Source organism: Desulfosediminicola ganghwensis (assembly GCF_005116675.2).
GTDB classification, from domain to species: domain Bacteria; phylum Desulfobacterota; class Desulfobulbia; order Desulfobulbales; family Desulfocapsaceae; genus Desulfopila; species Desulfopila ganghwensis.
Window position 1 is genome coordinate 3,203,266 of the sequence record NZ_CP050699.1, and the last position, 22,268, is coordinate 3,225,533.

Genomic DNA, 22,268 nt, shown 5'->3' on the forward strand with positions numbered 1-22,268 from the left:
CATTCAATAATTGTTGCCCACTCTCTGAATTTGTTGTCAAACATCCAGATAAGCGTGATAGGATATCAGGTACGGGGGAGGTGTTGGTGAATCTCCCCAATTTCCCTCTGTGCAGATTCGCGATGTTCGCGTTTTTTACTATTGAAAACAGATAGTTCATTTGATGTAATCCAAGTATTTCCATCTTTAAACCGAATACTTTACGTTGGTGCTTCTATGGAAGGTGTTTCCATAATTATCCCGACGCTTAATGAAGCCGAGAATATAGATCCCCTATTGGAGCGGATTCATACCGCACTTGCGCCATATGATTTTGCTTTTGAGATTGTTTTCTCCGATGGGGCCTCTGCAGACATGACCAGAGAGGTCATTGAGCTCTGGCAGAATAAGGCTGAAGTGAGGTTGGTTGAAAATGAGCAGGGGAAAGGATTGGCTGCCGCGGTCATCTCCGGGGCCAGGGCAGCAAAGCATGATTTCCTGGTTGTGATGGATGCAGATTTGAGTCACCCTCCCGAAGTTATACCTGGTCTACTTGAGCCGTTAATGAGTGGCAGGGCGGATATGGTTGTCGGCAGCAGGTATGTGCGGGGCGGGTCAACTCCTGACTGGCCGGTCAAAAGAAAAATTATATCCAGACTTGCGACCTTACCGGCAAGGATGTTTACCCATATTAAAGATCCGCTGTCTGGTTTTATCGCCGTGCGGCGGGAGCGCCTTGCAAAAATTGAGGACGAGGTATGTGGCTTTAAGATTGGTTTGGAGTTACTGGCGACGGCGGAGGATGACGTGAGAGTACATGAAGTTCCCATAGCATTCAGTGACAGGCGTTGGGGACAATCCAAACTGAGCACAGGGGTGGTGACGGACTATATCAAGCAGTTGGCAATGCTGGTCGGCATCAGCCTGTTACCGGGTGGGTTTAAATGGCTTTTTCCTGTATTTCTTACTGTAGTAGTAACCGATAGCGCACTCTTTACGGCTTTTTTGCATTATGGCATAGCGGCGGGGTGGGCCCATTGTCTCAGTTTTCTCCCGGCCGCCGCCCTGGGAGGTGTGCTCGGTGTAAAAACTCTTGCCCGAAATGATATTCGCGAGGTCTCCGGACTGCTTAACTGGTATTTTATCGGCACGGCTTGTGTCTGTTTGCTGACACTCTTTTTGCGGAGCGGGGTTGTTGCGACTTCGTTGAGAATAAATGGAGAACTTACCACCGCATTTGTATTCTATTTTGGCCTGCTGAGTTTCTTGGGTGCTTATTCAGGAATAATTTTCTGGGTACATTCCCTAAACAAGCGAAGAATTAGTGGGAGACAACTCAGGACCTATTACGGACTGGGCGTTGTATTCTACCTTATGCTGTTGCGACTGGCGTATATCGGTGGTATGGAGTTATTACCCGAAGAGCAATACTATTACCAACTGATTACACAGGATCAAGTCGATACACCTGCAGCACTTCTTCCTGCGCCAGCGTTGTTAGGTGCTCTTGGAATGCCGAATTTCCCTGAATTGCTTCTTGGATTTCGGTTGGGCGTTTGGTTGTTGTGGCTCATGACCCTCGGTTTTATCTTCAGTCTGGCCAGGGATATGTATGATCGGCAGGTTGCGTTTGCTCTTGTTTTGCTGTTTTCCATAGTACCGTTCTTTTTTGCAGCCGGTTTCTTTGTAACCAATGAAGCAATTCTAACACTTATCTGGTGTGCGGCTCTCTATCTGATTTATCGGGCGATTGTAACCGGGGCCAGGAGCGCCTGGATTTTGGCGGGCATTATTATTGGCGCGGGATTGCAGCTTGATGTGCGGCTGAGTGTGATGATCGCTGGAGTGTTGGTTTATCTGTGCTACTCAATTACAAGAGGGAAGTTGCTGCTATCCCTAACTGAGCCGTATTTGGGCCTGGCGGCGATGCTGCTGACATTTCTGCCAGCTATTATCATTAAGGGGGGGAGGTTGGCTGTAGATGTTTCGACCAGAGAGGTGTACAGCGGACCCGTGTGGATGGAATCGTTATTGGGGGGCGTGCTCAGCAGTGCGTGGTTGCTGCCGGTCATCTTGCTTACGCCGACAGTACTTGCGGCGGGCGTTGTCTGGGCTTGGTTGTTTTTGAAAGCTGGTATTCGAGAGCAGCGGCTGGAGGGAGAGCGTGCAGACCGTCACAGGTTATTTCTGATAGCATTTTTTGGAGTGCCGTTTTTGTTGTTTCTTGTCCCTGGTCTGTTTGAAAAAAACATTCTCTGTGCCTGGGGTTTAATCTGGGGGGGATTGATGCCGACAATCGCTGCCCTGATGGCCTTCAGGGGGAATTATGGTAATTCGGAACTTTCACAACACCCAGGATCTGTAGGCCTGTCTGGTGGTGACAGCGAGCCGGTGAGTCGTGGTAGAGAGCAGCTTGACTCAACTTCGGTTGAAAAAGAACGCGTAACTGCAATTCTTCGGCGCTGCTGGTGGCCTACAGTCTGCATGATGCTGCTTATTTATGGTGCGGGGTTGCATTTGATGGTGTTGTAGCAGTTTCTATTTTTTTCCTCCGTCCGCCATATTTTCCGGATTCAATAATTCCTGCAGGAGTTCTTCCGGCAGATCAGTATGATCCCTGGCGACTTCCAGTATGGTTCGTCCCTCTTTCACCGCAAGCTTGGCGAGCTCGGCGGCACGAAGATAACCTATCTCCGGGTTGAGCGCTGTGACCAAAATCGGGTTTTTTTCTAAAGCTGCACTGGCTCGCTCTGTATCAATTGTCATGTCTCTGATCGCTTTATCAGCCAGGCAAAGACAGCTTCCCGATATCAGCTCTATCGCACCAAGAAGGTTTGCTCCTATAAGGGGCATCATAGTATTGAGTTGAAAATTACCCGATTGTGAGCAGATAGTTATAGCGGTGTCATAACCAATAACCTGAGCAGCCGCCATGCATACCGCTTCAGGTATGACCGGGTTGACCTTGGCGGGCATGATGGATGAACCTGGTTGCAATGCGGGGAGCTGGATTTCGCCCATTCCGGAGAGAGGTCCGGAATTCATCAATCTTAAATCGTTGGCGATCTTGAACAGACAGGTTGCCGTGGTTTTGCAATGGCCTGAAATTTCAACTGCGCTGTCCATGCTGCTTAATCCCTTGTAGGCTGATGCAGCGGAGCTGAATTCCACTCCGGTCTCCTGGGACAGTTTTGAGATTGCAATTGCCTTGAAATCCGGATGACAGTTTACACCGCTGCCGATGGCTGTGCCGCCAAGCGGGAGTCTGGTAATTCTGGCAAGTCCATCGTTGAAACGCTCACAGCACTCTTCCAGTTGGATGGCCCAGGCCTCGAATTCGGCTTGCAGGCGAATCGGCAGGGCGTCCATCAGGTGGGTTCTGCCGGTTTTCACCACGTCATGGTGTTCTCTGCCACGTACTCTGATGGTTTCGATCAATGTATCCAGTGCGGGTATCAATTGTGAAGTAATACCGACGGCTGTGGAGACATGGATGGCGGTTGGAATGACATCGTTGCTCGATTGCCCGAGGTTGACATGGTCGTTGGCATCTATTTCGGCCCCTTCAAGAGTGGCCAGGCGGGCGATGACTTCATTCACATTCATGTTGGTACTGGTGCCGGACCCGGTCTGATAGATTGGAACGGGAAAGTGATCGCGTAAACCACCTTTGAGGAGCTTGAGACAACTATTGACGATTGCGTGCCCCTGATCCTGATCAAGCAGGCCAAGTTCCATGTTGGTAATGGCTGCGATTTTTTTAACAAGGATTACGGTTGACAGGAACTGCCAGGGCATGACCAGAGAGGAAATTGTGAAATTATTTATGGCCCGCTGGGTCTGGGGCCCGTAGAGAGCATCTTCGGCTATTTCTACAGGACCCATACTGTCACGCTCTGTACGTTTTCCGCTGTCGTTCATATGATGCCCTCCTGTTGTAGCGCATTCACGTGTTGATACGTTGGTGATCTGCGTCGCATATGCATCACCAGAATTTTGTAGCCTGATACATGATATCAAACTATTGAGGAGGAGTAGTAGTGTCAATAGATGGTAGATTTCATTACTATGAAATCACAAAAAAAGGTGGCACGCCGGTGGTTATGGCTTTCGGCATGCCACCTTTAATCGGTGGTGACTGATTGGCCTGTGGGATGGTGGTGACTACGCTTTCCAGAGCCCATGGAGATTGCAGTAGGCGCGTACGGTAACCTCATCTGCCTGAACAGGGAAGAATGCTGCAGGTTTGTCGCCAGGTGAGAGGAATTCCCGGTAAACAGTGCCATTGTCAATCAGTTCAATCCACTCGATGAAATGGGCATCAGTCATTGGATGATCGACAGAACCGACGTTTACTTGCCAGCCATCAGCTTTTTTCTCAAGAGCTGGAACATGCTTCTCAACAGCTGCATCGGTGGTGTTTTCGGTCATCAGGTCCATGTCCTGACCACAACAAACCAGATTGGAACCGCCGCCATTAAGCATTTCCACAATATTTCCACATAAATCACATTTGTACACTTCGAGTCTTTCAGGCATGATATAGTCCTCCAATTAAGAGAGAAATCTTTGATAACTACGCAACACCATAAAGTATACAGAAAGTGGCTGAGGTGTCCAATTGTATTCTTGTCAAATCGGGCGAGCGCTTCAAAAGTCCCTGAATATCAGTGACGTTGAGGTATTATAAAAAACAGGCGCTTGTATCAAATATTCAGTGTAACCTACTCTGAAAGCATACTTTTCGCCTCTGAAGGATTGTGCTATTCTGGCATTAGTCCTGCCTTAAATGATGCTGTATTTCTGGAACTGCATCTCGAATGAAAGAGATAACTGTTGTACGGAGTGCATGATGAATGAAAATGGGAAGCACTTAGTACTTGCAGGGGCGGGCCATGCTCATATGGTTACCCTTAAAAACATTCGGACAATCACTGAACGCGGTCACAGGGTAACCGTAATCGGACCGTCACCAATTCATTATTACTCTGGGATGGGGCCGGGAATGCTGGGTGGTAGCTATCATCCGGAGCAGATTTCCTTCAAGAGTCAGCAGACGGTCGAAGAGCGGGGAGGCCTTTTTCTCTCAGACAGTGTTGTTCGAATTGACCCTGACCACAAAATAGTGCATTTACAATCGGGCCAAACTGTTTCCTATGATGTTTTGTCATGCAACCTTGGCAGCACGGTTATTCGGGAGTTCGAGTCTGAATCAGATAGGATAGAGGGTATATTTAGTTCGAAACCCATCGAGAGTTTGCTGGCAGCACGAGACTATTTCGGCAGAAACGGTAAAGATAAAGCCCTGAAAATAGTCGTGATAGGAGGTGGTCCATCGGCTGCAGAAATTTCCGGAAACCTGATGCAGGCAGCAGAACGATACAGTTTGCAAAAGCCGGAAGTGACTGTCTTTTGTCGTGGCGGGTTTATGACGAAGTTTTCAGACAAGGTTCAGAAAGTTTGTCGTGAGTATCTTCAAAATCAGGGCGTTACAATACGTTTACGTGAGCCTGTGGTACGTATCAAGCCCGGAGCGGTGGTGAGTTGTCTTGGTAACGAATTTGAACAGGATATGGTTCTGTATGCACAGGGAGTGAAACCTTCCGCAGTTTTCGATGAATCTGGCTTGAAAACAGGGCCTGCAGGTGGCCTGTTGGTCAATTCATATCTGCAATCGCCGGAACATCCGGAAATATTTGGTGGTGGCGATTGTATCTATTTTGAACCTTCACCCCTTGATAAGGTTGGAGTTTATGCTGTTCGCCAAAATCCAATATTGTACCATAACCTGCTGGCGAGCCTGGAGGATAAACCATTGAAGGAATTCTCTCCTGGTGGCGATTATATGCTGATCTTCAATCTTGGTAAGGGGTATGGGGTCCTGCAGAAACGGGCACTATTCATAAAAGGCAGCCTGGCATTTCGAATTAAGGACTATATCGATCGTAAGTTTATCCGTCGATTCAGCTGATGAGTATCGGGTTCAGCGCGCGAAGGAGCTGACAATTATGCCGCAGTGTCTTGTGTGCTCTTATTTGTTTTTTGCAGTGTTATATAGGTGATCAGGTATTTCTTTGACCTAAAGCGAATAACTGGTGTTGCCGGAACGTTCAAAAGCTTCGGCTGATCTATTTTTCAGGCAGTACAATTGAGTATGTTCCTTGAAGAGCCCGAGACTGTTGTTTAACCTCATTAATACATTATTATGTTTGACTTTTCTGCCAGTTTGACCGAATGTTAAAGATAAAATAATTAAACATCCCTGATAGTAAAAAAGGAGGAATTTTGATGCGCAATCGCTTATGGAACATCTTAATAGCAGGAATATCTTTCGCTGTCATTTTTGCCTCGCAAGCTGTAGCTGCAGAATACGATCACACTGTTGAGGCAAAAAACATATCCTTTTCATGGAAAATTGATGGTGACAATCTTGCCGGGCAGGTCAGTGCCAAGACTGAAGGCTGGGTCGGGGTAGGGTTCAATCCTTCAGCTAAAATGAAAGATGCCAATTACGTTATTGGTTACGTCAAAGCTGGTAAGGTAAAAATTGTCGATGAGTTCGGAGTTACCGCCACAGGCCACAAGGCAGATGACAAGGTGGGTGGCACCGAAAACGTAACGGTAGTCGGCGGTACTGAGGAAGGAGGCATCACCACCATCGAGTTCGTCATCCCCCTGAACTCAGGTGACGAGAAAGATGGGGTTATAGATCCTAATGCAGATACCGTGCTACTTCTGGCTTACGGCGGAGGACGCGATAGCTTCAGGGCCAAGCATAAGTATCGCGAAGTTATGACCGTTAACCTCGGTAGCGGTGAGATGAAGTAGTCTTTCGATACTTCATGCCATGGTCCGTTCAGGCGTAGTATACCTTGCTGTTATCCTGCAGCTGCTGTCGCTGCCGTTTGTAGCGGGAGCGACAGCAGAGCAGGATGAAGTCGGCGAACTTCCCCGTGACATCAATCGTGAATGGGTTACGGAAAAGCGTGGAGAATACATTCCGCTCGATGCAAGATTTTTAGATGAACACGGCAGGGAAATAACTCTGGGAGAAATTATAGATCGGCCAACACTCATTCTGCCGATTTACTTTTACTGCCCGAGTTCCTGCAGCGTAAACCTAGCCAATATGGCTGTGGCCATGAATCGCCTGAGTTTTGATCCCGGTGATGACTATAAAGCTATAGCACTCAGCTTCAGCCATACTGAAACACCAGAGATAGCGTCGCAGGCGAAGCGGAATTACCTCAAGCTGACTTTTGATGGTTTTCCGGAAAATGAGTGGTTGTTTCTTACCAGCTCAGCAGAAGAGATCAAACGTGTTACAGATTCGCTGGGATTCAGGTTCAAGCGCATAGATGATGAAACCTTTGTGCATCCATCGGCAATGATTGCTGTGGCAGCGGACGGTAAAATTATCCGTTATGTATATGGTTCATTTATTTCGGGCGACATAGATATGGCAATATCAAGTGCCCGGGAGGGTATTCCCATCCTCTCTGTACGTCGGTTTCTGGAATTTTGTTTTAATTATGACACCAGCGGCAAGAGAGCGATTTATCAGAACGTGAAAGTGGCGGTATTGATATTTTTTACGGTAGTTCTCGTAGGCGTTTCCATATATTACCGCAAAAAACGAAGGCGCGGCGGAGGACGGACGAGGTAAACGGTATTCCCTGAACTGCAACCTGGGTGTGTAACCATGACTCAAGCAGCATCATTTTTCGAAACCCCCTCACCATCTCATCTTACCGGCATCAAAGCCTGGCTTCTGACCCACGACCATAAAAGGTTAGGGCTGATGTATATGTGGGCGGTGCTGTTCTGGTTCTCATTGGCCATGATTGTCGGGCTGTTGATACGGACAGAATTGATGTCTCAGGGGAAAACCCTGATGGATGCGGATATGTATAATGCCATGTTTACCCTGCATGGTGTCATTATGATTTTTCTCTTTATCATTCCGGCAATTCCTGCGATCTTTGGTAATTTCTTTCTGCCAATCCAGATCGGAACAGACGATGTGTTTTTTCCCAGGCTCAACCTCTTCTCCTGGTATCTGTATATGTTTGGCGGAGTGCTGGCGGTATTGTCGCTCTTTACCGGGCAGGGGTTTGCCGATACCGGCTGGACCTTCTACGTACCATTCAGCGTATCTACTGAGCGAAACGTCACACTTACGGTGAGCGCTGCCTTTATTCTCGGCATGTCTTCCATGCTCACCGGTCTGAACTTCGTAACAACCGTGCACCGAATGCGGGATAAGGCCATGGGCTGGATGCAGATTCCGCTCTTTACCTGGTCGCTGTATGCCACAGCCTGGGTTCAGATCCTGGCTACGCCGGTGATCTCAATTACCCTGGTGCTGGTAGTAATAGAGCGACTCCTCGGTGTAGGATTATTTGAGCCGGATAAGGGTGGAGACCCTATCCTATATCAGCATCTGTTCTGGATGTATTCCCACCCTGCGGTCTATATCATGATTCTGCCGGGTATGGGAGTGATCTCGGAGATAATCCCGGTTTTTTCACGAAAGGCGATATTTGGTTATAAGGCGATTGCCGGTTCTTCTATGGCGATTGCCATTGCGGGTTCATTGGTTTGGGCCCACCATATGTATACCAGCGGCATGAGTGATGTCTCAGTCTTTGTCTTTTCCCTACTCACGTTCCTGGTGGCAGTTCCCTCGGCGGTTAAAGTGTTTTCCTGGGTATCCACCATGTATAAGGGGGCGATTGAGATGAGTCCGCCGCTGTTGATGTCGCTGATGTTTATTTATCTCTTCAGTGTGGGCGGACTGACCGGGTTGGTGCTTGGTGCCGCCGGCCCGGACATCCATGTCCATGATACCTATTTCGTGGTGGCTCATTTTCATTTTGTGATGTTTGGCGGAACCGGATTCGCCTTTTTTGCAGCACTGCATTACTGGTGGCCAAAGATGTTCGGCATTATGTATGACTTTAGAAAAGCGTATATCGGCATGACCTTTGCTTGTGTAGGTTTCATGTTCCACTATATGCCCATGTTGGTTCTTGGGTTGCAGGGAATGCCGCGCCGCTACTATGACTATCTGCCTCAATATGAGGGTGGAAATTTTGTGGCGGGTATCGGTGGCTATGTGATGGTATTCGGTTTTGCCCTCATGCTCTATAACCTGATAATCAGTTTTAGAAAGCGGGTTCCTGCGCCGGCAGACCCGTGGGGTGGCCCAACCCTCGAATGGTCGGTACCATCACCACCACCATTGTTAAATTTTGTCGATAAACCGAGGGTCAAGTCCTACCCGTACGATTTTAGTGAGATCCTTAAGCGGGAAGAGAACGCACCTGAACCTGAAAGCGCAGCAGATTAAAAAAACAAGGAGAGTTCATGTCAACCAGATACGATACTACTGGAATCAAGGTGGGCATGTGGATCTTTCTCTACTCTGAGATCATCCTTTTCGGTGGTTTGTTTGTGCTCTACGCAGTCTACTTTTACCGTTATCCGGAATTTTTCGTGGAAGGTGGGAAGGAATTGAATCGTTTCTTTGGTTCTGCCAATACTATCGTCCTGCTGATTTCAAGTTTTACGGTGGCGTCATCCATAACCGCTCTGCAGCTTGGTAGAAAAAAACTCACCATTGGCCTGCTTTCCTTTTCTCTTATTTGCGGGTTCATCTTTCTTGTGAACAAGTATTTTGAATGGGGCGCCAAATTCCACCATGGAATTTACCCGAATTCAGAAAAGTTGGTGGAAGGGGAGCCGGGAATAAATATTTTCTTCGGACTCTATTACGTAATAACCGGCCTGCATGGACTGCATGTGATAATCGGTATGGTGCTGCTTGCCATTAGTCTGGTAATGGTTGCAAAAGATATCATTACCCCCCAGCGAATAGCCATGCTCGATAACTCTGGTCTGTACTGGCATCTTGTCGATCTGATCTGGATTTTCGTTTTCCCGCTGTTTTATCTGGTGCTATGACGGGAGGCAACGATATGGAGGAGTGTAATGGGTGAGCATGGAACACACCATATTCTGAGTTATGGCAAGCTGGCCGCTGTTCTAGGTTGCCTGTTGATGCTCACTGTGGTGACCATTGGGGTTTCGTACGTTGATCTCGGTTTTTTTAACGTGCCTGTGGCAATTGGCATTGCCTCCACCAAGGCAACTCTGGTGCTGCTCTTTTTCATGCACCTCAAATATGAAGGGCCGCTCATAGTCTGGTCTTTCATCAGCGCGGTCATTTTTTTAGCCATAATGATAACGTTCACTTTTTGGGATGTGGCGTTCAGATATTAAGTGGAGACCATTATGATTCCGGGAAAAGGTGTTGACCAGGCACTCTGGTACATCCTTGGTATTTCAGCAGTCCTGCTGGTGGGTATAACCGCGACGATGATCTACTTCGTTATCCGTTATCGGCGGAGTAAGCATCCGGTTCCGCATGATATACGAGACAACGTACCTTTGGAAATTGCATGGACTGTGATCCCAACCTTTATTGCCCTCTCAATGTTCTACATAGGCTGGCAATCCTACATTGGGTTGCGCACTGTTCCAGAGAACGCAATAGAAATAGAAGTGCTAGGGCAACAATATTCCTGGATTTTTATATATGATAATGACAAAGAAACGGAAAACACCCTGGTGGTCCCCCTGGGGCAACCCATTAAGTTGAATATAACTTCAATAGATGTTCTCCATAGTTTTTATATCCCGGCATTTCGTGTCAAGGTGGATGCCGTAAAGGGCATGGAGAACTATGTCTGGTTTAATGCGGATGTGCTTGGAGAGTATGATATCCTTTGTACTGAATATTGTGGCACGGAACATTCGGCCATGGTGGCAAAGTTGAGGATAGTTCCCGAAGAAGAGTATCTGGTTTGGCTGGAAAGTGAGGATGAATGAGATCAGAAATGATTCCAACTGCTCTACATTTCACGTAGATCTTCTGCATACAGTTTCTGCAGTCAGGCGACTTGCTAAAGTACCGCTTTGTTTATTGATCGCTTGTTCGACAGCATTTGGTGCCAGCCTGGCACCAGGTTCCAGTCTCTCAAGTGGATGGGCAGTGTCGGTAGGTGTGTTTCTGTTGGCAATGGGGGCTGCGACGCTGAATTCGCTGCAGGAGGTGGCTTCAGACAGTCTGATGCAGCGAACCAGGAACAGGCCACTGGTGCGGGGGGAGTTGTCTGTTAAATTTGCCGCTCTGCAAACAGCACTCCTTATTTGCAGCGGAATGGCAATTCTGCAACTGGCAAGTATCTCCGGAGTATCACCTGGCCTCGGTTTTGTGGCATTATTCCTCTATAACGGCTTTTATACTCCGCTCAAAAAGGTAACCCTTTATGCTCTGGTTCCGGGCGCAATCTGTGGAGCGATACCTCCCCTGATCGGTCTCGCGGCCATGGGGGGAGAGCTGCTGTCACATCAGGCATTATTACTTTTCGCTTTACTCATCTTGTGGCAGATTCCACATTTTTTTCTGGTGCAGCTGCAACACAAGCACGATTATCTGACCTCGGTACAGCCCAGTTTTCTGCAAAAATTTTCAGAGACTGGATTACGAAAACTGGCAGTCGTCTGGATCAGTTCGCTCGGCTTTGTCATGCTGTTATTCACCATTTCTCCAATGGTAGAAAGTTTCAGGCAATGTGGCCTGATTGGCCTAAATGCAGCGATTTTTACTTTCATGATTTCTCGCCAATTACTTTTGCAAAAGAGCAGGAACTATAAAATGCTCTTCATCTCCATGAACACCATGTTGGTTTTTCACATGTTGATTCTTTCGTTTTGACCACTATTCTTTTGTTATTATATCTGGATCTCAGCTGCACGGAGTGAGGTATAACGACCAAGGTTGTAGAGGTAACAGCGTGTGGATTAAAGGCTTTTCTTCACCAGCAGATAAGCATACTGATCCCAGGGTGGGGCACCAGCCAATCAGTTACATCTCACCTCTCTTGTCTATCTCCTCATTTTTCCATGTCGCAGGTTAATGGTGCTCTGATTCCTTTTTATCCCCGGGTTGCTGTTCGATAAGAATATGCAGGCTAAGGACAGAAAAGCTTTGCAATAATGATTACTAATATTATCATGATTGGAAGTCAACAGGGGGGATCAGGCACGGAGTGATAAAATCGCCCCTAACTCAGAATTATAGAAATTTATGGATTGATGCATGCCGAAATCTAAATGCTGCTTGAAATACAGGAAAAAAGGGAAGAAGTGTAAGGGGTGTCCAATAATCGCACTTGAGGATATATTTGGCAAAAAAGGCAAGAAATCCTTGAAAAAGAAGGACAAAAAAAAGAAAGATAATTAGTGATACACCTGACATTACACTTCGTGTGTATCAAATGAACTGAAATATTAAAAAACCCGTAACCCCGAGCAGGAGGATTATTGCATGATTTCCCAGAATATGGCCGACGCCCTGAACGAACAGATTAACGCAGAACTTTTTTCCTCATATCTTTATCTTTCCATGGCCGCATGGTTTGCCAAAACCGGATTACCTGGCTTTGCCAACTGGATGCGGGGCCAGGCAAAGGAGGAAAACTTCCACGCTGAGAAGATGTTTGATTATCTACTGGAGCGGGGAGGTGAGATTGAGTTGAAGGTGATCGATAAGCCACAGACAAATTGGGAGTCTCCCCTCGATGCTTTTCAGGCGGTTGCCGACCATGAGGCCAAAGTCACTGGTCTGATAAACGATCTGATAAATACAGCTCTTGATGAGCGTGATCATGCATCCAATATCTTCCTGCAATGGTTTGTCTCTGAGCAGGTGGAAGAAGAGGCGAGTGTTGGTGAGGTCCTTGATCGTCTGAAACTGGTTGGTACTGATACCGCAGGTATGTTTGCCATGGATATGGAAATGGCTAAGAGAGTTTTTACCGAACCTGCAGGTATCTAGTGTAGATATCCGATTTCAATTAAACTCCTGTACAATCGAGTCGCCTTCTGTTGCCATGAAGTTGTGCCGGCACGAAGGCGGCTCTTTGGATACCCCACAGAACAAGGGCAGAAAATATGAAAATTGATTGGGCATACTTACGAAAAGGCTGAGTATCCTGCAAAAAAGCCGGGACGGTTTTTTCAGAAAGTGGTTTGGAGATTAACGAAGAAGTCAATGCCGCCAAAAGTACCATATCCGGTGACGATGTCTGGGGCCTGGTTGAAGGGGCTGAGAAAGTTGTGGTTACAAGTGGCAAGAAAATTCTGGAATATAACCCGAAAACTGATGACAAGGAGGAGATTGTTGCAAAGATATCAGGTAGAACAGGCAATTTGCGAGCACCTGCACTGAGAATCGGCAACTCTTATTATATCGGTTTCAATGAAGATCTCTATGATCAGATCGGCAAGATGTGACAGTAACGCTCTAAGGACCTTACCTAACATGCCAAAGCCCCTTCAGAATTTTTCCTGAAGGGGCTTTGGTGTTTCATAAAAAATTACGGTGAAAATCCAGTAATTCTATTCATCAGACATTGTCTGAGAGGAATTACAGGCGAAGTGTTGTGGTTACAGGATAAGATGAGGGTGGCCTGATTTGGAGGAGCCTAAAACCGCTGCAAGGAAGTGTAAGGGTGGAGCTACCCTGCAGCGACTGATAATAGTCTCAGGTTAACCGTCGTATTTCCAGAAAGAGTCTTTCTCTGCACCGCAAACCGGGCAGACCCAGTCTTCAGGGAGATCTTCCCATGCGGTATCTGGCTCTACGCCATTTTCGTAATCACCTTCTGCCGGATCGTACACATAACCACAAGGACATTCCCATTTTTGCATTGTGAGCCTCCATAGTATTTAACAATGATAATCGTTATCGTTTGATACTGATTATATCCTATTAATTTTCACTGTCAATAACAATCGACGTACAAAAATACATTTATTTTAAAGCAAATATCAAAAGACATAAGCAGGCTATAAACGACTTTCTTATTTCTTATATTTAAAAGAAATTCATGAGTACAGTGTCCGCAACTGAAAGGCTGTCCTTGAGACTCCGCCGGATGAGAGACGGGATAATGGCTGGAGAATCAGGAGTAGCGTCGAATGATTTCCTTGGAAGGAATAAGGGCAGTTGCGGTCGCGGAAACAATATTGCCGGCAACACCTGGACCATCCCCAGCGACGAACAATCCCTTGATGGAGGTCTCAAGGTTGTTGTCAGACTCTACCTGGGTAGCAAAAAATTTAATCTCCGGGGCATAGAGCAGGGTCTCATCATTGGCAACGCCGGGGATAACGTTGTTGAGTTGCTGCAGGCCATCCATCAGGTTGGTCAGGATTCGCTCGGGAAGAGCCATGGCGATATCGCCACAGGTTACGTTGGTTAAAGTCGGCTCAATATAGCTGTTACGCACTCTGTTCCAGGTTGACCGTCTGCCACGTTTGAGATCTCCATAACGTTGCAGTATTGGTTTGCCACCACCAATGAGAGTAGCCAGTTTACCTATCGATTCACCATAGGCCTGATTGTCCTCAACCGGGTCGGTCAGAACCACTTTCGACAGAAAAGCAAAATTAGCGTTTTCTGATTTCCTGTCCATATAGGCATGGCCGTTGACGCAGACAAAATTCTGATAATTTTCGAGAGCGACGAAACCGCCAAGGTTGGTACAGAAGGTTCGTGTCTGGTCGTCATATTTGTTGGTGCGCACAAAAAAAGTCGGATCATAGATGATGTCGCAAAGATCCTGCATAATCTCGTTATGGACTTCCACACGAACTCCCACCTCTATGCCGCGCTGGGAGACGGAAAGATTATTTTCACGAGCTATTTTACCCATCCACTCAGCACCGACCCTGCCTGGCGCCAATATGACACTGGCCGCTTCATAAGTGCTGCAGTTGGTTCGTACTCCAGCCACATGGTCTCCAGCGACAATTATTGACTCCACCTCTTCAGAATGATGGAACGTCACCCCCTGGGCCTGCACATAATCGGCCATGGCGGCAATATGGCCTGGCAGGTTGTCACTGCCAAGGTGCTTCTGTTTGATTATGAGGAGATCTATCCCCTGTTTTCTAGCATATTTGCGGATGTCCTTCGCGGCTTCCATATCGGTGGGATACACTGCTCCATCCATGTTGAAACGGTTGTATATCCCTTCAGTTTCATCTATAAGCTGCATTGCCTCAGAGGTTGGCATGAATTGGGTCAGGTCGGTTTTGCCAAGCTTATGGATGAAGTTGAGTTTGCCGTCGGAAAAAAGCCCGGCACCGCCAATTCCGCAGAGGATATTGCACGGCTTGCACTTCACACAGCCGTGATCCTTAATGGGACATTGCCGTTTTAAGGGAGCTTTGCCCTTTTCTATGAGAAGTACGCTGAGGCTGGAGTGTTCTGCAAGATAGTAGGCAGCAAAAAGACCGGCGGGACCTCCCCCTACAATAATGACATCGAATCTTTTAGCTGAGCCTGGTACCGGCATAATATGATCCTGTAGAAAAAGAAGTCAGTACATTGAGGTCCGAAGCGCAGAACCACTCCGGACGATGTACGCAGTCAAGTACATTCTACCTGAAATGGCAGGAAATCATTATCAGAATCGGTTGAATTCGGGTAAAAAAAAGCCCCTGTGGGCTGACCACAGGGGCTGATTTGTCGCATGGCGCACAGTTTTAGAAAAGGAGCTGAGTATGATTTACTTTTCTGCGGCTTCAGCAACCTTGGTATCTGCAGTTTCGGGTGGCAGGCTGACTGGCTGCATGCCAAAACCCATTCTCACCTTGTTTTCGATATCAAGGGTCATTTCCGGGTGATCTTTTAAAAACCGCTTGGCATTTTCACGGCCTTGACCAATTCGTTCATCCTGATATGAGTACCAGGCACCGCTCTTATCAACGATGTTGTTCTCAACAGCCAGATCGAGCAGATCACCGGTCTTAGAGATACCTTCGCCATAAATGATATCGAATTCGGCAATTTTGAATGGCGGTGCGACCTTGTTCTTGACAATTTTGGCTTTGGTCCTGTTGCCGATAGCTTCCTGGCCGTCTTTAATCTGACTGATCCTTCGGATATCGATACGCAGGGAAGAGTAAAACTTCAATGCGTTACCACCGGTAGTTGTCTCCGGGTTTCCGAACATAACACCAATCTTCATACGAATCTGGTTGATGAAGATCAGTACAGTATTGCTGCGGTTCAAGACGCCGGTGAATTTACGCATGGCCTGAGACATAAGGCGCGCCTGAAGGCCGACATGGGAGTCACCGACATTACCGTCGATCTCGGCACGTGGTACCAGGGCGGCAACAGAGTCGATGACGATGACATCAACACCGCCGGAGCGAATGAGAATTTCGGCAATCTCAAGAGCCTGTTCACCGAAGTCCGGCTGCGAAACGAGCAGGTCGTCAACATTTACTCCCAATCGTTCTGCGTAGCTGGTATCGAGGGCGTGTTCCGCATCGATGAAGGCTGCGGTGCCGCCGTCTTTCTGGGCTTGTGCGACAACGTGCAGTGCCAGGGTGGTTTTACCGGATGATTCCGGGCCATAGATCTCGGTTACCCTGCCTTTTGGCAGACCACCGACACCCAGCGCCAGGTCAAGACTGAGGGCACCTGTGGGGATCACAGGGATGTTCTCAGACTCCCGGGTACCGAGGCGCATGATAGAGCCTTTACCAAACTGGCGGTGAATTTGGCTGATAGCGTTTTCGACGCTGTTTCCTTTATTTTTATTTGCACCTGCTGCCATATCATTTCTCCTGAATGAGCAAAGGTTAATTCGGTTTGAGTATTCAAACCAGCATATGTACCATAGATATACGACTTTGGATATTGTAGAGATAGGGTATTACCAAAAACCAACAATATCGGAATTATCACCGTTAAAATAAGGAGCTATCCCGAATTTCTCATCAGTTCAGACAGTGCTGGCCTTAGTGACAGTCACTTAGAACCATGCTTTCTGAGAACGTCGGGCTCTTTCTAATCTTCGTCATGAGTATGACATAGGTGGGGTATCATATAGTGACCCACCCGGCAGATTATTTTTCAGTGGCGGAATTTTTTTTATAATTGTGGCTGAATATATCAGGAGTTATGGGTGGAGAAGATATTTTCGGACCAGATCGAGACCTGTCTGGGCGGTAAGCTCGCGAACCTGATGGCGGTTTCCTTCAAAAAGGAACTTGGAAACCCAGTTACTGTTTGGGGTGGCAATGCCAATATAAACTGTGCCTACAGGCTTATCCTCAGTGCCACCGTCTGGCCCGGCGATACCGGTTACAGCTAAACCTATATCAGATTCGCTTCTGGTACGCACTCCAACGGCCATCTGCTCAGCCACCTCACGGCTGACCGCACCACATTTTTCAAGTGAGTCCTGGCGAACACCGAGGTAGATGGATTTCAGGCTATTGGCATACGAGATAACGCCTCCAAGAAAATAGGCAGAGCTCCCGGGTATTGCGGTGAGTTTCTGGGATATCAGGCCGCCGGTACACGATTCGGCAACGGCGAGGGTCAACCCTTTTTCCCGCAACATGTTGCCTACAACCCGCTCCATGCTGTCACGATTGTGTCCATAAATGGCGTCACCAAGCACCGTGTCGATGGCCTGGCAACTGGATTGATATAGTCGTTTGGCATTTTCCGGTTCTTTATCCCGTATGGTGAGGCTGAGGTGAACTTCGGGGAAAACCGGGTAATAACCGATATGGGCTGAGCCATTCAGGTCCAGGGTGTCGATACGACGATTTACTTCAGACTCAGGAAGATTGAATATCCTGAAAATTCGTTGATAGGTCGAGAGGGCGTGTTCTGTGTTCCAGGTTGCCAGGCCCGGCAGTACATGCTCAACCAGCAACTGTTTCATCTGGCTCGGCACACCCGGCAAAAAATAGACCGGAGTGTTGTCCTGAACAAGCATATAGCCGGCCATGCGAGAATCCGGGTTGAGTACCTCGGCACCTTCCGGCAACCATGCGAGTTTCTCCAACTGGCCGACGGGGCCAGTTGTAATAGAATCAAGGTGTTGACGCACATTAGCCAATACGTCAAGATTGGGCAAAGTAGGGCGGTTCAGCGCTTTGGAGACCGCTTCGTTGGTGAGATCGTCATCCGTCATTCCGAGTCCGCCGGTGACCAGTACCGCGTCTACCCGGTCGATGGCACGCTTGAGTGCTTCCCCGATGAGTGCAGGGGTGTCGCCGATGGTGTGCATGGCATATATTTCATAGCCTGCCTCGAAAAGATGTCTGGCTGCAAAGCTGCTGGTTGTGTTGAGTATGCGGCCTGACGTAAGTTCATCACCTATGGCAATTATTTCCACTCTCATGATTTCTGCAAATCTCCCCTTTCACCTGTGCTCCGTCAATCTCAGTGAGTTGTACCTGGACGATGCATTTTTTCAGCGTATCTTCACCTTTAAAGCGGACAGGTACGTAATTATCTGAAAAACCCTTTAAAAAACCGTCACTATCTCGTTTACCTTCTACCAGAACCGGGACGATTCTGCCAACCTGGCGTTTATGGAAGATGTCTTTTTTTTGCGTCCCGAGTTTTCGAAGTTCAGCTACTCGGCGATCTTTTACGCTTTTAGGGACATCATCGTTGTAGGAGGCTGCGACGGTGCCAGGTCTTCTGGAGTAGGGGAATACGTGCAGGTAGGTGCAGCCTATGGATGCCAGGAAGTCACGGGTGTTGGTGAAGTGCTGCTCGGTTTCTCCCGGAAAACCTGCGAGTATATCAATACCGATCGCTGCCTCTGGTAATTTGGCCAGGCATTTCTCCACGACCGCGCGGAATTCCGCTGTTGTGTATTTGCGGTTCATCCTGCTGAGGATCTCATCATCACCGCTTTGCAAAGGGATGTGGAAATGCGGCATGATGTTGTTGCGAGTTTCCATCAGGTCAAGTAGATGATCGGTGATTTCAGTGGGCTCAAGAGAGCTGATACGATAGCGGACATGCGGCGTCTCAAGAGAGAGTCGGTCGATGAGTCTGGTAATGTCCATTCCCTCATCGAGGTCCCGCCCATAATAACCGAGGTGAATGCCGGTAAGTACCAGTTCCTGGTATCCTTCTTCGGCAAAAGTCTTCGCCTGGGATATCACCTCACCGATAGGCAGGCTTCGACTTGGTCCCCTGGTGTACGGCACTATGCAATAGGTGCAAAAACTCTCGCAGCCGTCCTGAATGCGTAGATAGGCTCTGGTGCGGTCTCCAAACTGGCGTACCGGCAACCTGCAGATTTCACTGGCTTCGTTAATTGCACCAAGGAGCATCTGCTGCATCTCTACATCATATTCCACGGCAGTGGGTACCAGGATGTCTTTTTTGCTGTTACCGATAATCGAGAAATCCCTGCCTGCCAACTCTTCAAGTTGAGAGAGTTGTTCCGCGGCAATTTCCGCATAACAGCCGGTGATCATAAGCCGTGCATCAGGATTATTGCGAACGGCCTGGCGAACGGCGTTGCGTGATTGGGCGCCCGCATTGGCAGTTACAGCACAGGTGTTGATCACGACAATATCAGCTTCCTCTCCCTGGCGAACGACCATGTGACCGGCTTCGGTAAAGCTGGTCCGGAAGGCGGCGGATTCATATTGATTGACCTTGCAGCCAAGGGTGGTAAGGAGTACGCGTTTCATGACTTAATTAAATAGAATGAGTATAAAAATGGACTAGGTGTTTAGCAGGCGATAATCCCGGAGCCAAGTACTTCTTCTCCGTCATAGATCACTGCGAACTGGCCGGGGGTGACAGCTCTCTGTTCATCTTCAAACAGGATACGGCCTCTGCTTTCTTCTTGCTGCTCTATTTTTGCCGGAGAGCCTTTATGTGAGTAGCGGATTCGTACATTATAGTGTTTATCCAGATCTGGAACTTTGCCAGTGAGCCAGTGCAAATCGATTAGCTTGATTTCAGTGCTGAAGAGATCTTCGGCCTTGCCGACGATCAAGGTATTATTGGCTGCATCTATGCCGGTAACGTACCAGGGAGTGGCATCGGGGATGCCAAGACCACGACGCTGACCTATTGTATAACGAAAGAGCCCGTCATGCTCACCGACCATCTTGCCCTCGGTGGAGATGATTGGGCCTTTGACGATTTTTTCCGGATAGCGTGATTCCAGGAAGTTGCCAACCGATTCATTGCCGAGAAAGCAGATATCCTGGCTTTCCTGTCCCTCAAAATGGGTGAATCCGTGGCTTTTGACAAACTCGTAGGTTTCGGATTTATGTTTTGCTCCAAGCGGGAACAGAACCTTTGACAGCTGTTGCTGGGTGAGTCTTGAGAGAAAGTATGACTGATTTTTCAGAGGGTCGATACCGTCCAGCAGGTGGTAGCCGTTATCGTCCCGGACGATTCTGGCATAATGGCCAGTGGCCATGGAGTCCATACCTGCAGCGAGGATAGCTTCCTGAAAAAGCCCGAATTTAATCTCCCGGTTACAGACAACGCACGGGTTCGGGGTTATGCCTCCAAAGTAGGCGCCGGAAAAATAATCGAGCACCTGCTTGGAGAATTGCTCACGAAGATCTATTATGTGCAACTTGATTGAGAGACGTTCAGCCAGTTTTTCGACACGTTCTTTTTGAAATTCGAAATTGGGCTGAGCAAGGCGCATGAAAAAGCCTTCTATATTGTGTTGTTCACGAAGGATCAGGGCAGTGGCTGTGGAATCCACACCACCGCTCATTGCGATGCCTATGTTCATTCTATTCACTGATGTCCTTGCAATCCTTGGGATGTTCATCTATTAAGAGTGTGACAAAGGTGCCAACCGGCCGAAAAAAATAACGCTACACACTACTCGACTATGAAAGAAATTAAAAGCGACAATGGGGCTGTCCCAAAGATGCCTGAGTTACTGGCCCCGGCCGGAAATTATGAGAAATTGATGACAGCCGTTCACTATGGTGCAGACGCTGTATACCTCGGTGGTAAACACTATAGTCTTCGTGCTAAAGCTGGCAACTTCAATCCTGAAAAAATGCGTGAGGGTATCAACTATGCCCACCAGCATAATGTGAAGGTGTATGTAACGGTAAACATCCTCGCCCATAACGATGACCTTTCGGGTCTGCCGGATTATCTGCGCGAGTTACACGATATGGGGGCGGATGGCGTTATTATTTCTGATCCCGGGGTGTTGATGACAGCCAGAGAAGCGGTTCCTGATTTGCCCATTCACCTTTCCACCCAGGCCAATGTGACCAATGCTGCTTCGGCAGCGTTCTGGCTGAGCCAGGGGGCCCTCAGGCTCAATCTGGCAAGAGAGTTGTCGATGCAGGAAATAGCTGATATCTCAAAAGGCGTCAGCGGCGAACTTGAGGTGTTTGTGCATGGAGCTCTGTGTATCTCCTATTCGGGTCGCTGTATGCTCTCAAATTATATGACAGGCAGGGATGCCAATCAGGGCAATTGTGCCCACCCGTGCCGCTACAGCTATGCCCTGGTTGAAGAAAAGCGTCCCGGTCAGTATTTCCCTGTGGATGAGGATGAACGCGGTACCTATATTTTTAATTCGAAAGATCTCTGTCTGCTTGAAAGCCTGCCGCAACTGATAGCCGCCGGTGCCGATTCCCTGAAAATCGAAGGTCGCATGAAATCGATCTTTTATGTCGGAGGTGTGGTTCGCGTCTATCGGGCCGCGCTCGATTATCTGGCTGGTCTGCCCAAAGAGGCATGGGAAAAGCCTGAGGAAATCACCTTGCCGCAAGAATTTATGGAAGAGTTGCTCAGAACAGGTACCCGCGGTATCACCGAAAATTTCATAAAAGAGCGGCCGGGTTCCAGTGAGATGAATTACATGACCTCACGGGTTATTCAGACATATGAGCCGATTGCGGTTGTACGTGATCTCGACAATGGCCTGCTGGTGGAAATACGCAACACTCTCTTTCCCGGTACCGAGGTGGAATATATGAAGCAGGGTGTAGGGGCTACTAAAGTTCGAATTACCACTTTTCGCGACGAAGAGGGCAAGACTTTGGAAAAGGCGAATCCGGGTAACAGGGTTTTTCTCACAACCGAGCCTGCGCTTGAGGAGGTTGAGGTATTGGGGATTTTACGCAGAAAAATTGCGGACGATAAGTAATTATTTCAGACTATCCTGAAATCCTATCTCTTTTTTGAATCAAACGAAAAGGCTGGATGCCAATGGCATTCAGCCTTTTTGGGTTGAATCGGCGGTTGCCAAAAAGGTCTGGCCAAAATATCGGCGGCGAGGTAAAACATTGTTCTGGTGAGAATAGTATTAAAATCCAGTCATTGTGTGCAGCTGTATCAGCGAATTATCATGTTGGCACCGGGCTGAATGTTTCGTTAATGC

The 22,268-nt window shown here is 48.0% G+C and carries 19 protein-coding genes and 1 pseudogene; 12 read left to right on the forward strand and 8 right to left on the reverse strand.

Translation table 11 applies throughout. From position 1 onward, the window contains the following. Nucleotides 1-216: 216 nt before the first annotated feature. Nucleotides 217-2,511: a glycosyltransferase gene (locus FCL45_RS13580; RefSeq protein ID WP_136795940.1), complete on the forward strand. Its 2,295-nt coding sequence runs from the start codon at nucleotides 217-219 to the stop codon at nucleotides 2,509-2,511. A gap of 6 nt (nucleotides 2,512-2,517) precedes the next feature. On the opposite strand, the gene FCL45_RS13585 is transcribed toward FCL45_RS13580, so the two are convergent. After that, the gene (locus tag FCL45_RS13585) at nucleotides 2,518-3,900 is read right to left on the reverse strand and encodes a class II fumarate hydratase (RefSeq protein ID WP_136795939.1); all 1,383 of its coding nucleotides are present in this window, start codon (nucleotides 3,898-3,900) and stop codon (nucleotides 2,518-2,520) included. A 243-nt stretch (nucleotides 3,901-4,143) separates the two neighbouring features. Then, nucleotides 4,144-4,518, reverse strand: coding sequence for a desulfoferrodoxin (locus tag FCL45_RS13590; RefSeq protein WP_136795938.1), 375 nt, complete (start codon nucleotides 4,516-4,518; stop codon nucleotides 4,144-4,146). Between the two features lie 310 nt (nucleotides 4,519-4,828). Between FCL45_RS13590 and FCL45_RS13595 the strand changes: the two genes are divergently transcribed. The 10 genes and pseudogenes from FCL45_RS13595 to FCL45_RS13640 all read left to right on the forward strand — a co-directional run. Further along, nucleotides 4,829-5,950: an NAD(P)/FAD-dependent oxidoreductase gene (locus FCL45_RS13595; protein WP_136795937.1), complete on the forward strand. Its 1,122-nt coding sequence runs from the start codon at nucleotides 4,829-4,831 to the stop codon at nucleotides 5,948-5,950. A gap of 317 nt (nucleotides 5,951-6,267) precedes the next feature. After that, nucleotides 6,268-6,807 (forward strand): DOMON domain-containing protein, encoded by a 540-nt coding sequence (locus FCL45_RS13600; RefSeq protein ID WP_136795936.1) that lies wholly within the window; start codon nucleotides 6,268-6,270, stop codon nucleotides 6,805-6,807. Between the two features lie 19 nt (nucleotides 6,808-6,826). Further along, complete coding sequence (locus FCL45_RS13605; protein WP_136795935.1) at nucleotides 6,827-7,645, forward strand: SCO family protein; 819 nt, start codon at nucleotides 6,827-6,829, stop codon at nucleotides 7,643-7,645. Between the two features lie 36 nt (nucleotides 7,646-7,681). After that, a complete protein-coding gene (locus tag FCL45_RS13610) occupies nucleotides 7,682-9,331 on the forward strand; it encodes a cytochrome c oxidase subunit I (RefSeq protein WP_136795934.1) in 1,650 nt (549 codons plus the stop codon). A gap of 17 nt (nucleotides 9,332-9,348) precedes the next feature. Beyond that, a complete protein-coding gene (locus tag FCL45_RS13615) occupies nucleotides 9,349-9,945 on the forward strand; it encodes a cytochrome c oxidase subunit 3 family protein (RefSeq protein ID WP_136795933.1) in 597 nt (198 codons plus the stop codon). Between the two features lie 27 nt (nucleotides 9,946-9,972). Then, nucleotides 9,973-10,263: a cytochrome C oxidase subunit IV family protein gene (locus FCL45_RS13620; protein ID WP_136795932.1), complete on the forward strand. Its 291-nt coding sequence runs from the start codon at nucleotides 9,973-9,975 to the stop codon at nucleotides 10,261-10,263. A gap of 12 nt (nucleotides 10,264-10,275) precedes the next feature. Beyond that, entirely contained in the window at nucleotides 10,276-10,872 is a 597-nt protein-coding gene (gene coxB / locus FCL45_RS13625; RefSeq protein ID WP_136795931.1) for a cytochrome c oxidase subunit II, read from the forward strand. Continuing rightward, a complete protein-coding gene (locus FCL45_RS13630; RefSeq protein WP_136795930.1) occupies nucleotides 10,865-11,761 on the forward strand; it encodes a UbiA family prenyltransferase in 897 nt (298 codons plus the stop codon). Before coxB ends, FCL45_RS13630 begins: the two co-directional genes overlap by 8 nt. 612 nt (nucleotides 11,762-12,373) lie before the next feature. Continuing rightward, nucleotides 12,374-12,883, forward strand: coding sequence for a ferritin (locus FCL45_RS13635; RefSeq protein WP_136795929.1), 510 nt, complete (start codon nucleotides 12,374-12,376; stop codon nucleotides 12,881-12,883). Nucleotides 12,884-13,050: 167 nt separating this feature from the next. After that, nucleotides 13,051-13,341: pseudogene (locus tag FCL45_RS13640) on the forward strand (hypothetical protein); the annotation flags it as partial. 255 nt (nucleotides 13,342-13,596) lie between these two features. On the opposite strand, the gene FCL45_RS13645 reads toward FCL45_RS13640, so the two are convergent. The 6 genes from FCL45_RS13645 to mnmA form a co-directional block, all read right to left on the reverse strand. Continuing rightward, a complete protein-coding gene (locus FCL45_RS13645) occupies nucleotides 13,597-13,758 on the reverse strand; it encodes a rubredoxin (protein WP_136795927.1) in 162 nt (53 codons plus the stop codon). Between the two features lie 254 nt (nucleotides 13,759-14,012). Then, nucleotides 14,013-15,410 carry an NAD(P)/FAD-dependent oxidoreductase gene (locus FCL45_RS13650; protein WP_136795926.1) on the reverse strand — a complete coding sequence of 466 codons (1,398 nt, stop codon included), beginning with the start codon at nucleotides 15,408-15,410 and terminating at the stop codon, nucleotides 14,013-14,015. A 213-nt stretch (nucleotides 15,411-15,623) separates the two neighbouring features. Further along, nucleotides 15,624-16,682, reverse strand: a complete 1,059-nt coding sequence (gene recA, locus FCL45_RS13655; protein WP_136795925.1) for a recombinase RecA — start codon at nucleotides 16,680-16,682, stop codon at nucleotides 15,624-15,626. A gap of 345 nt (nucleotides 16,683-17,027) precedes the next feature. Further along, entirely contained in the window at nucleotides 17,028-18,266 is a 1,239-nt protein-coding gene (locus FCL45_RS13660) for a competence/damage-inducible protein A (protein WP_136795924.1), read from the reverse strand. Next, entirely contained in the window at nucleotides 18,238-19,581 is a 1,344-nt protein-coding gene (mtaB, locus tag FCL45_RS13665; protein WP_136795923.1) for a tRNA (N(6)-L-threonylcarbamoyladenosine(37)-C(2))-methylthiotransferase MtaB, read from the reverse strand. Before mtaB ends, FCL45_RS13660 begins: the two co-directional genes overlap by 29 nt. Nucleotides 19,582-19,622: 41 nt before the next feature. After that, nucleotides 19,623-20,651: a tRNA 2-thiouridine(34) synthase MnmA gene (gene mnmA, locus FCL45_RS13670; protein WP_167495666.1), complete on the reverse strand. Its 1,029-nt coding sequence runs from the start codon at nucleotides 20,649-20,651 to the stop codon at nucleotides 19,623-19,625. Between the two features lie 183 nt (nucleotides 20,652-20,834). On the opposite strand from mnmA, the gene FCL45_RS13675 reads away from it, so the two are divergent. Continuing rightward, nucleotides 20,835-22,034: a peptidase U32 family protein gene (locus FCL45_RS13675; protein WP_228721330.1), complete on the forward strand. Its 1,200-nt coding sequence runs from the start codon at nucleotides 20,835-20,837 to the stop codon at nucleotides 22,032-22,034. The last annotated feature ends 234 nt before the right edge of the window (nucleotides 22,035-22,268 follow it).

Excerpts from the sequence above, each read along its gene's own strand:
- FCL45_RS13580 (WP_136795940.1), top strand. The coding sequence starts at position 217 with ATGGAAGGTGTTTCCATAATTATCCCGACGCTTAATGAAGCCGAGAAT.
- FCL45_RS13585 (WP_136795939.1), bottom strand. The coding sequence starts at position 3,900 with ATGAACGACAGCGGAAAACGTACAGAGCGTGACAGTATGGGTCCTGTA.
- FCL45_RS13590 (WP_136795938.1), bottom strand. The coding sequence starts at position 4,518 with ATGCCTGAAAGACTCGAAGTGTACAAATGTGATTTATGTGGAAATATT.
- FCL45_RS13595 (WP_136795937.1), top strand. The coding sequence starts at position 4,829 with ATGATGAATGAAAATGGGAAGCACTTAGTACTTGCAGGGGCGGGCCAT.
- FCL45_RS13600 (WP_136795936.1), top strand. The coding sequence starts at position 6,268 with ATGCGCAATCGCTTATGGAACATCTTAATAGCAGGAATATCTTTCGCT.
- FCL45_RS13605 (WP_136795935.1), top strand. The coding sequence starts at position 6,827 with ATGGTCCGTTCAGGCGTAGTATACCTTGCTGTTATCCTGCAGCTGCTG.
- FCL45_RS13610 (WP_136795934.1), top strand. The coding sequence starts at position 7,682 with ATGACTCAAGCAGCATCATTTTTCGAAACCCCCTCACCATCTCATCTT.
- FCL45_RS13615 (WP_136795933.1), top strand. The coding sequence starts at position 9,349 with ATGTCAACCAGATACGATACTACTGGAATCAAGGTGGGCATGTGGATC.
- FCL45_RS13620 (WP_136795932.1), top strand. The coding sequence starts at position 9,973 with ATGGGTGAGCATGGAACACACCATATTCTGAGTTATGGCAAGCTGGCC.
- coxB (WP_136795931.1), top strand. The coding sequence starts at position 10,276 with ATGATTCCGGGAAAAGGTGTTGACCAGGCACTCTGGTACATCCTTGGT.
- FCL45_RS13630 (WP_136795930.1), top strand. The coding sequence starts at position 10,865 with ATGAATGAGATCAGAAATGATTCCAACTGCTCTACATTTCACGTAGAT.
- FCL45_RS13635 (WP_136795929.1), top strand. The coding sequence starts at position 12,374 with ATGATTTCCCAGAATATGGCCGACGCCCTGAACGAACAGATTAACGCA.
- FCL45_RS13645 (WP_136795927.1), bottom strand. The coding sequence starts at position 13,758 with ATGCAAAAATGGGAATGTCCTTGTGGTTATGTGTACGATCCGGCAGAA.
- FCL45_RS13650 (WP_136795926.1), bottom strand. The coding sequence starts at position 15,410 with ATGCCGGTACCAGGCTCAGCTAAAAGATTCGATGTCATTATTGTAGGG.
- recA (WP_136795925.1), bottom strand. The coding sequence starts at position 16,682 with ATGGCAGCAGGTGCAAATAAAAATAAAGGAAACAGCGTCGAAAACGCT.
- FCL45_RS13660 (WP_136795924.1), bottom strand. The coding sequence starts at position 18,266 with ATGAGAGTGGAAATAATTGCCATAGGTGATGAACTTACGTCAGGCCGC.
- mtaB (WP_136795923.1), bottom strand. The coding sequence starts at position 19,581 with ATGAAACGCGTACTCCTTACCACCCTTGGCTGCAAGGTCAATCAATAT.
- mnmA (WP_167495666.1), bottom strand. The coding sequence starts at position 20,651 with ATGAACATAGGCATCGCAATGAGCGGTGGTGTGGATTCCACAGCCACT.
- FCL45_RS13675 (WP_228721330.1), top strand. The coding sequence starts at position 20,835 with ATGACAGCCGTTCACTATGGTGCAGACGCTGTATACCTCGGTGGTAAA.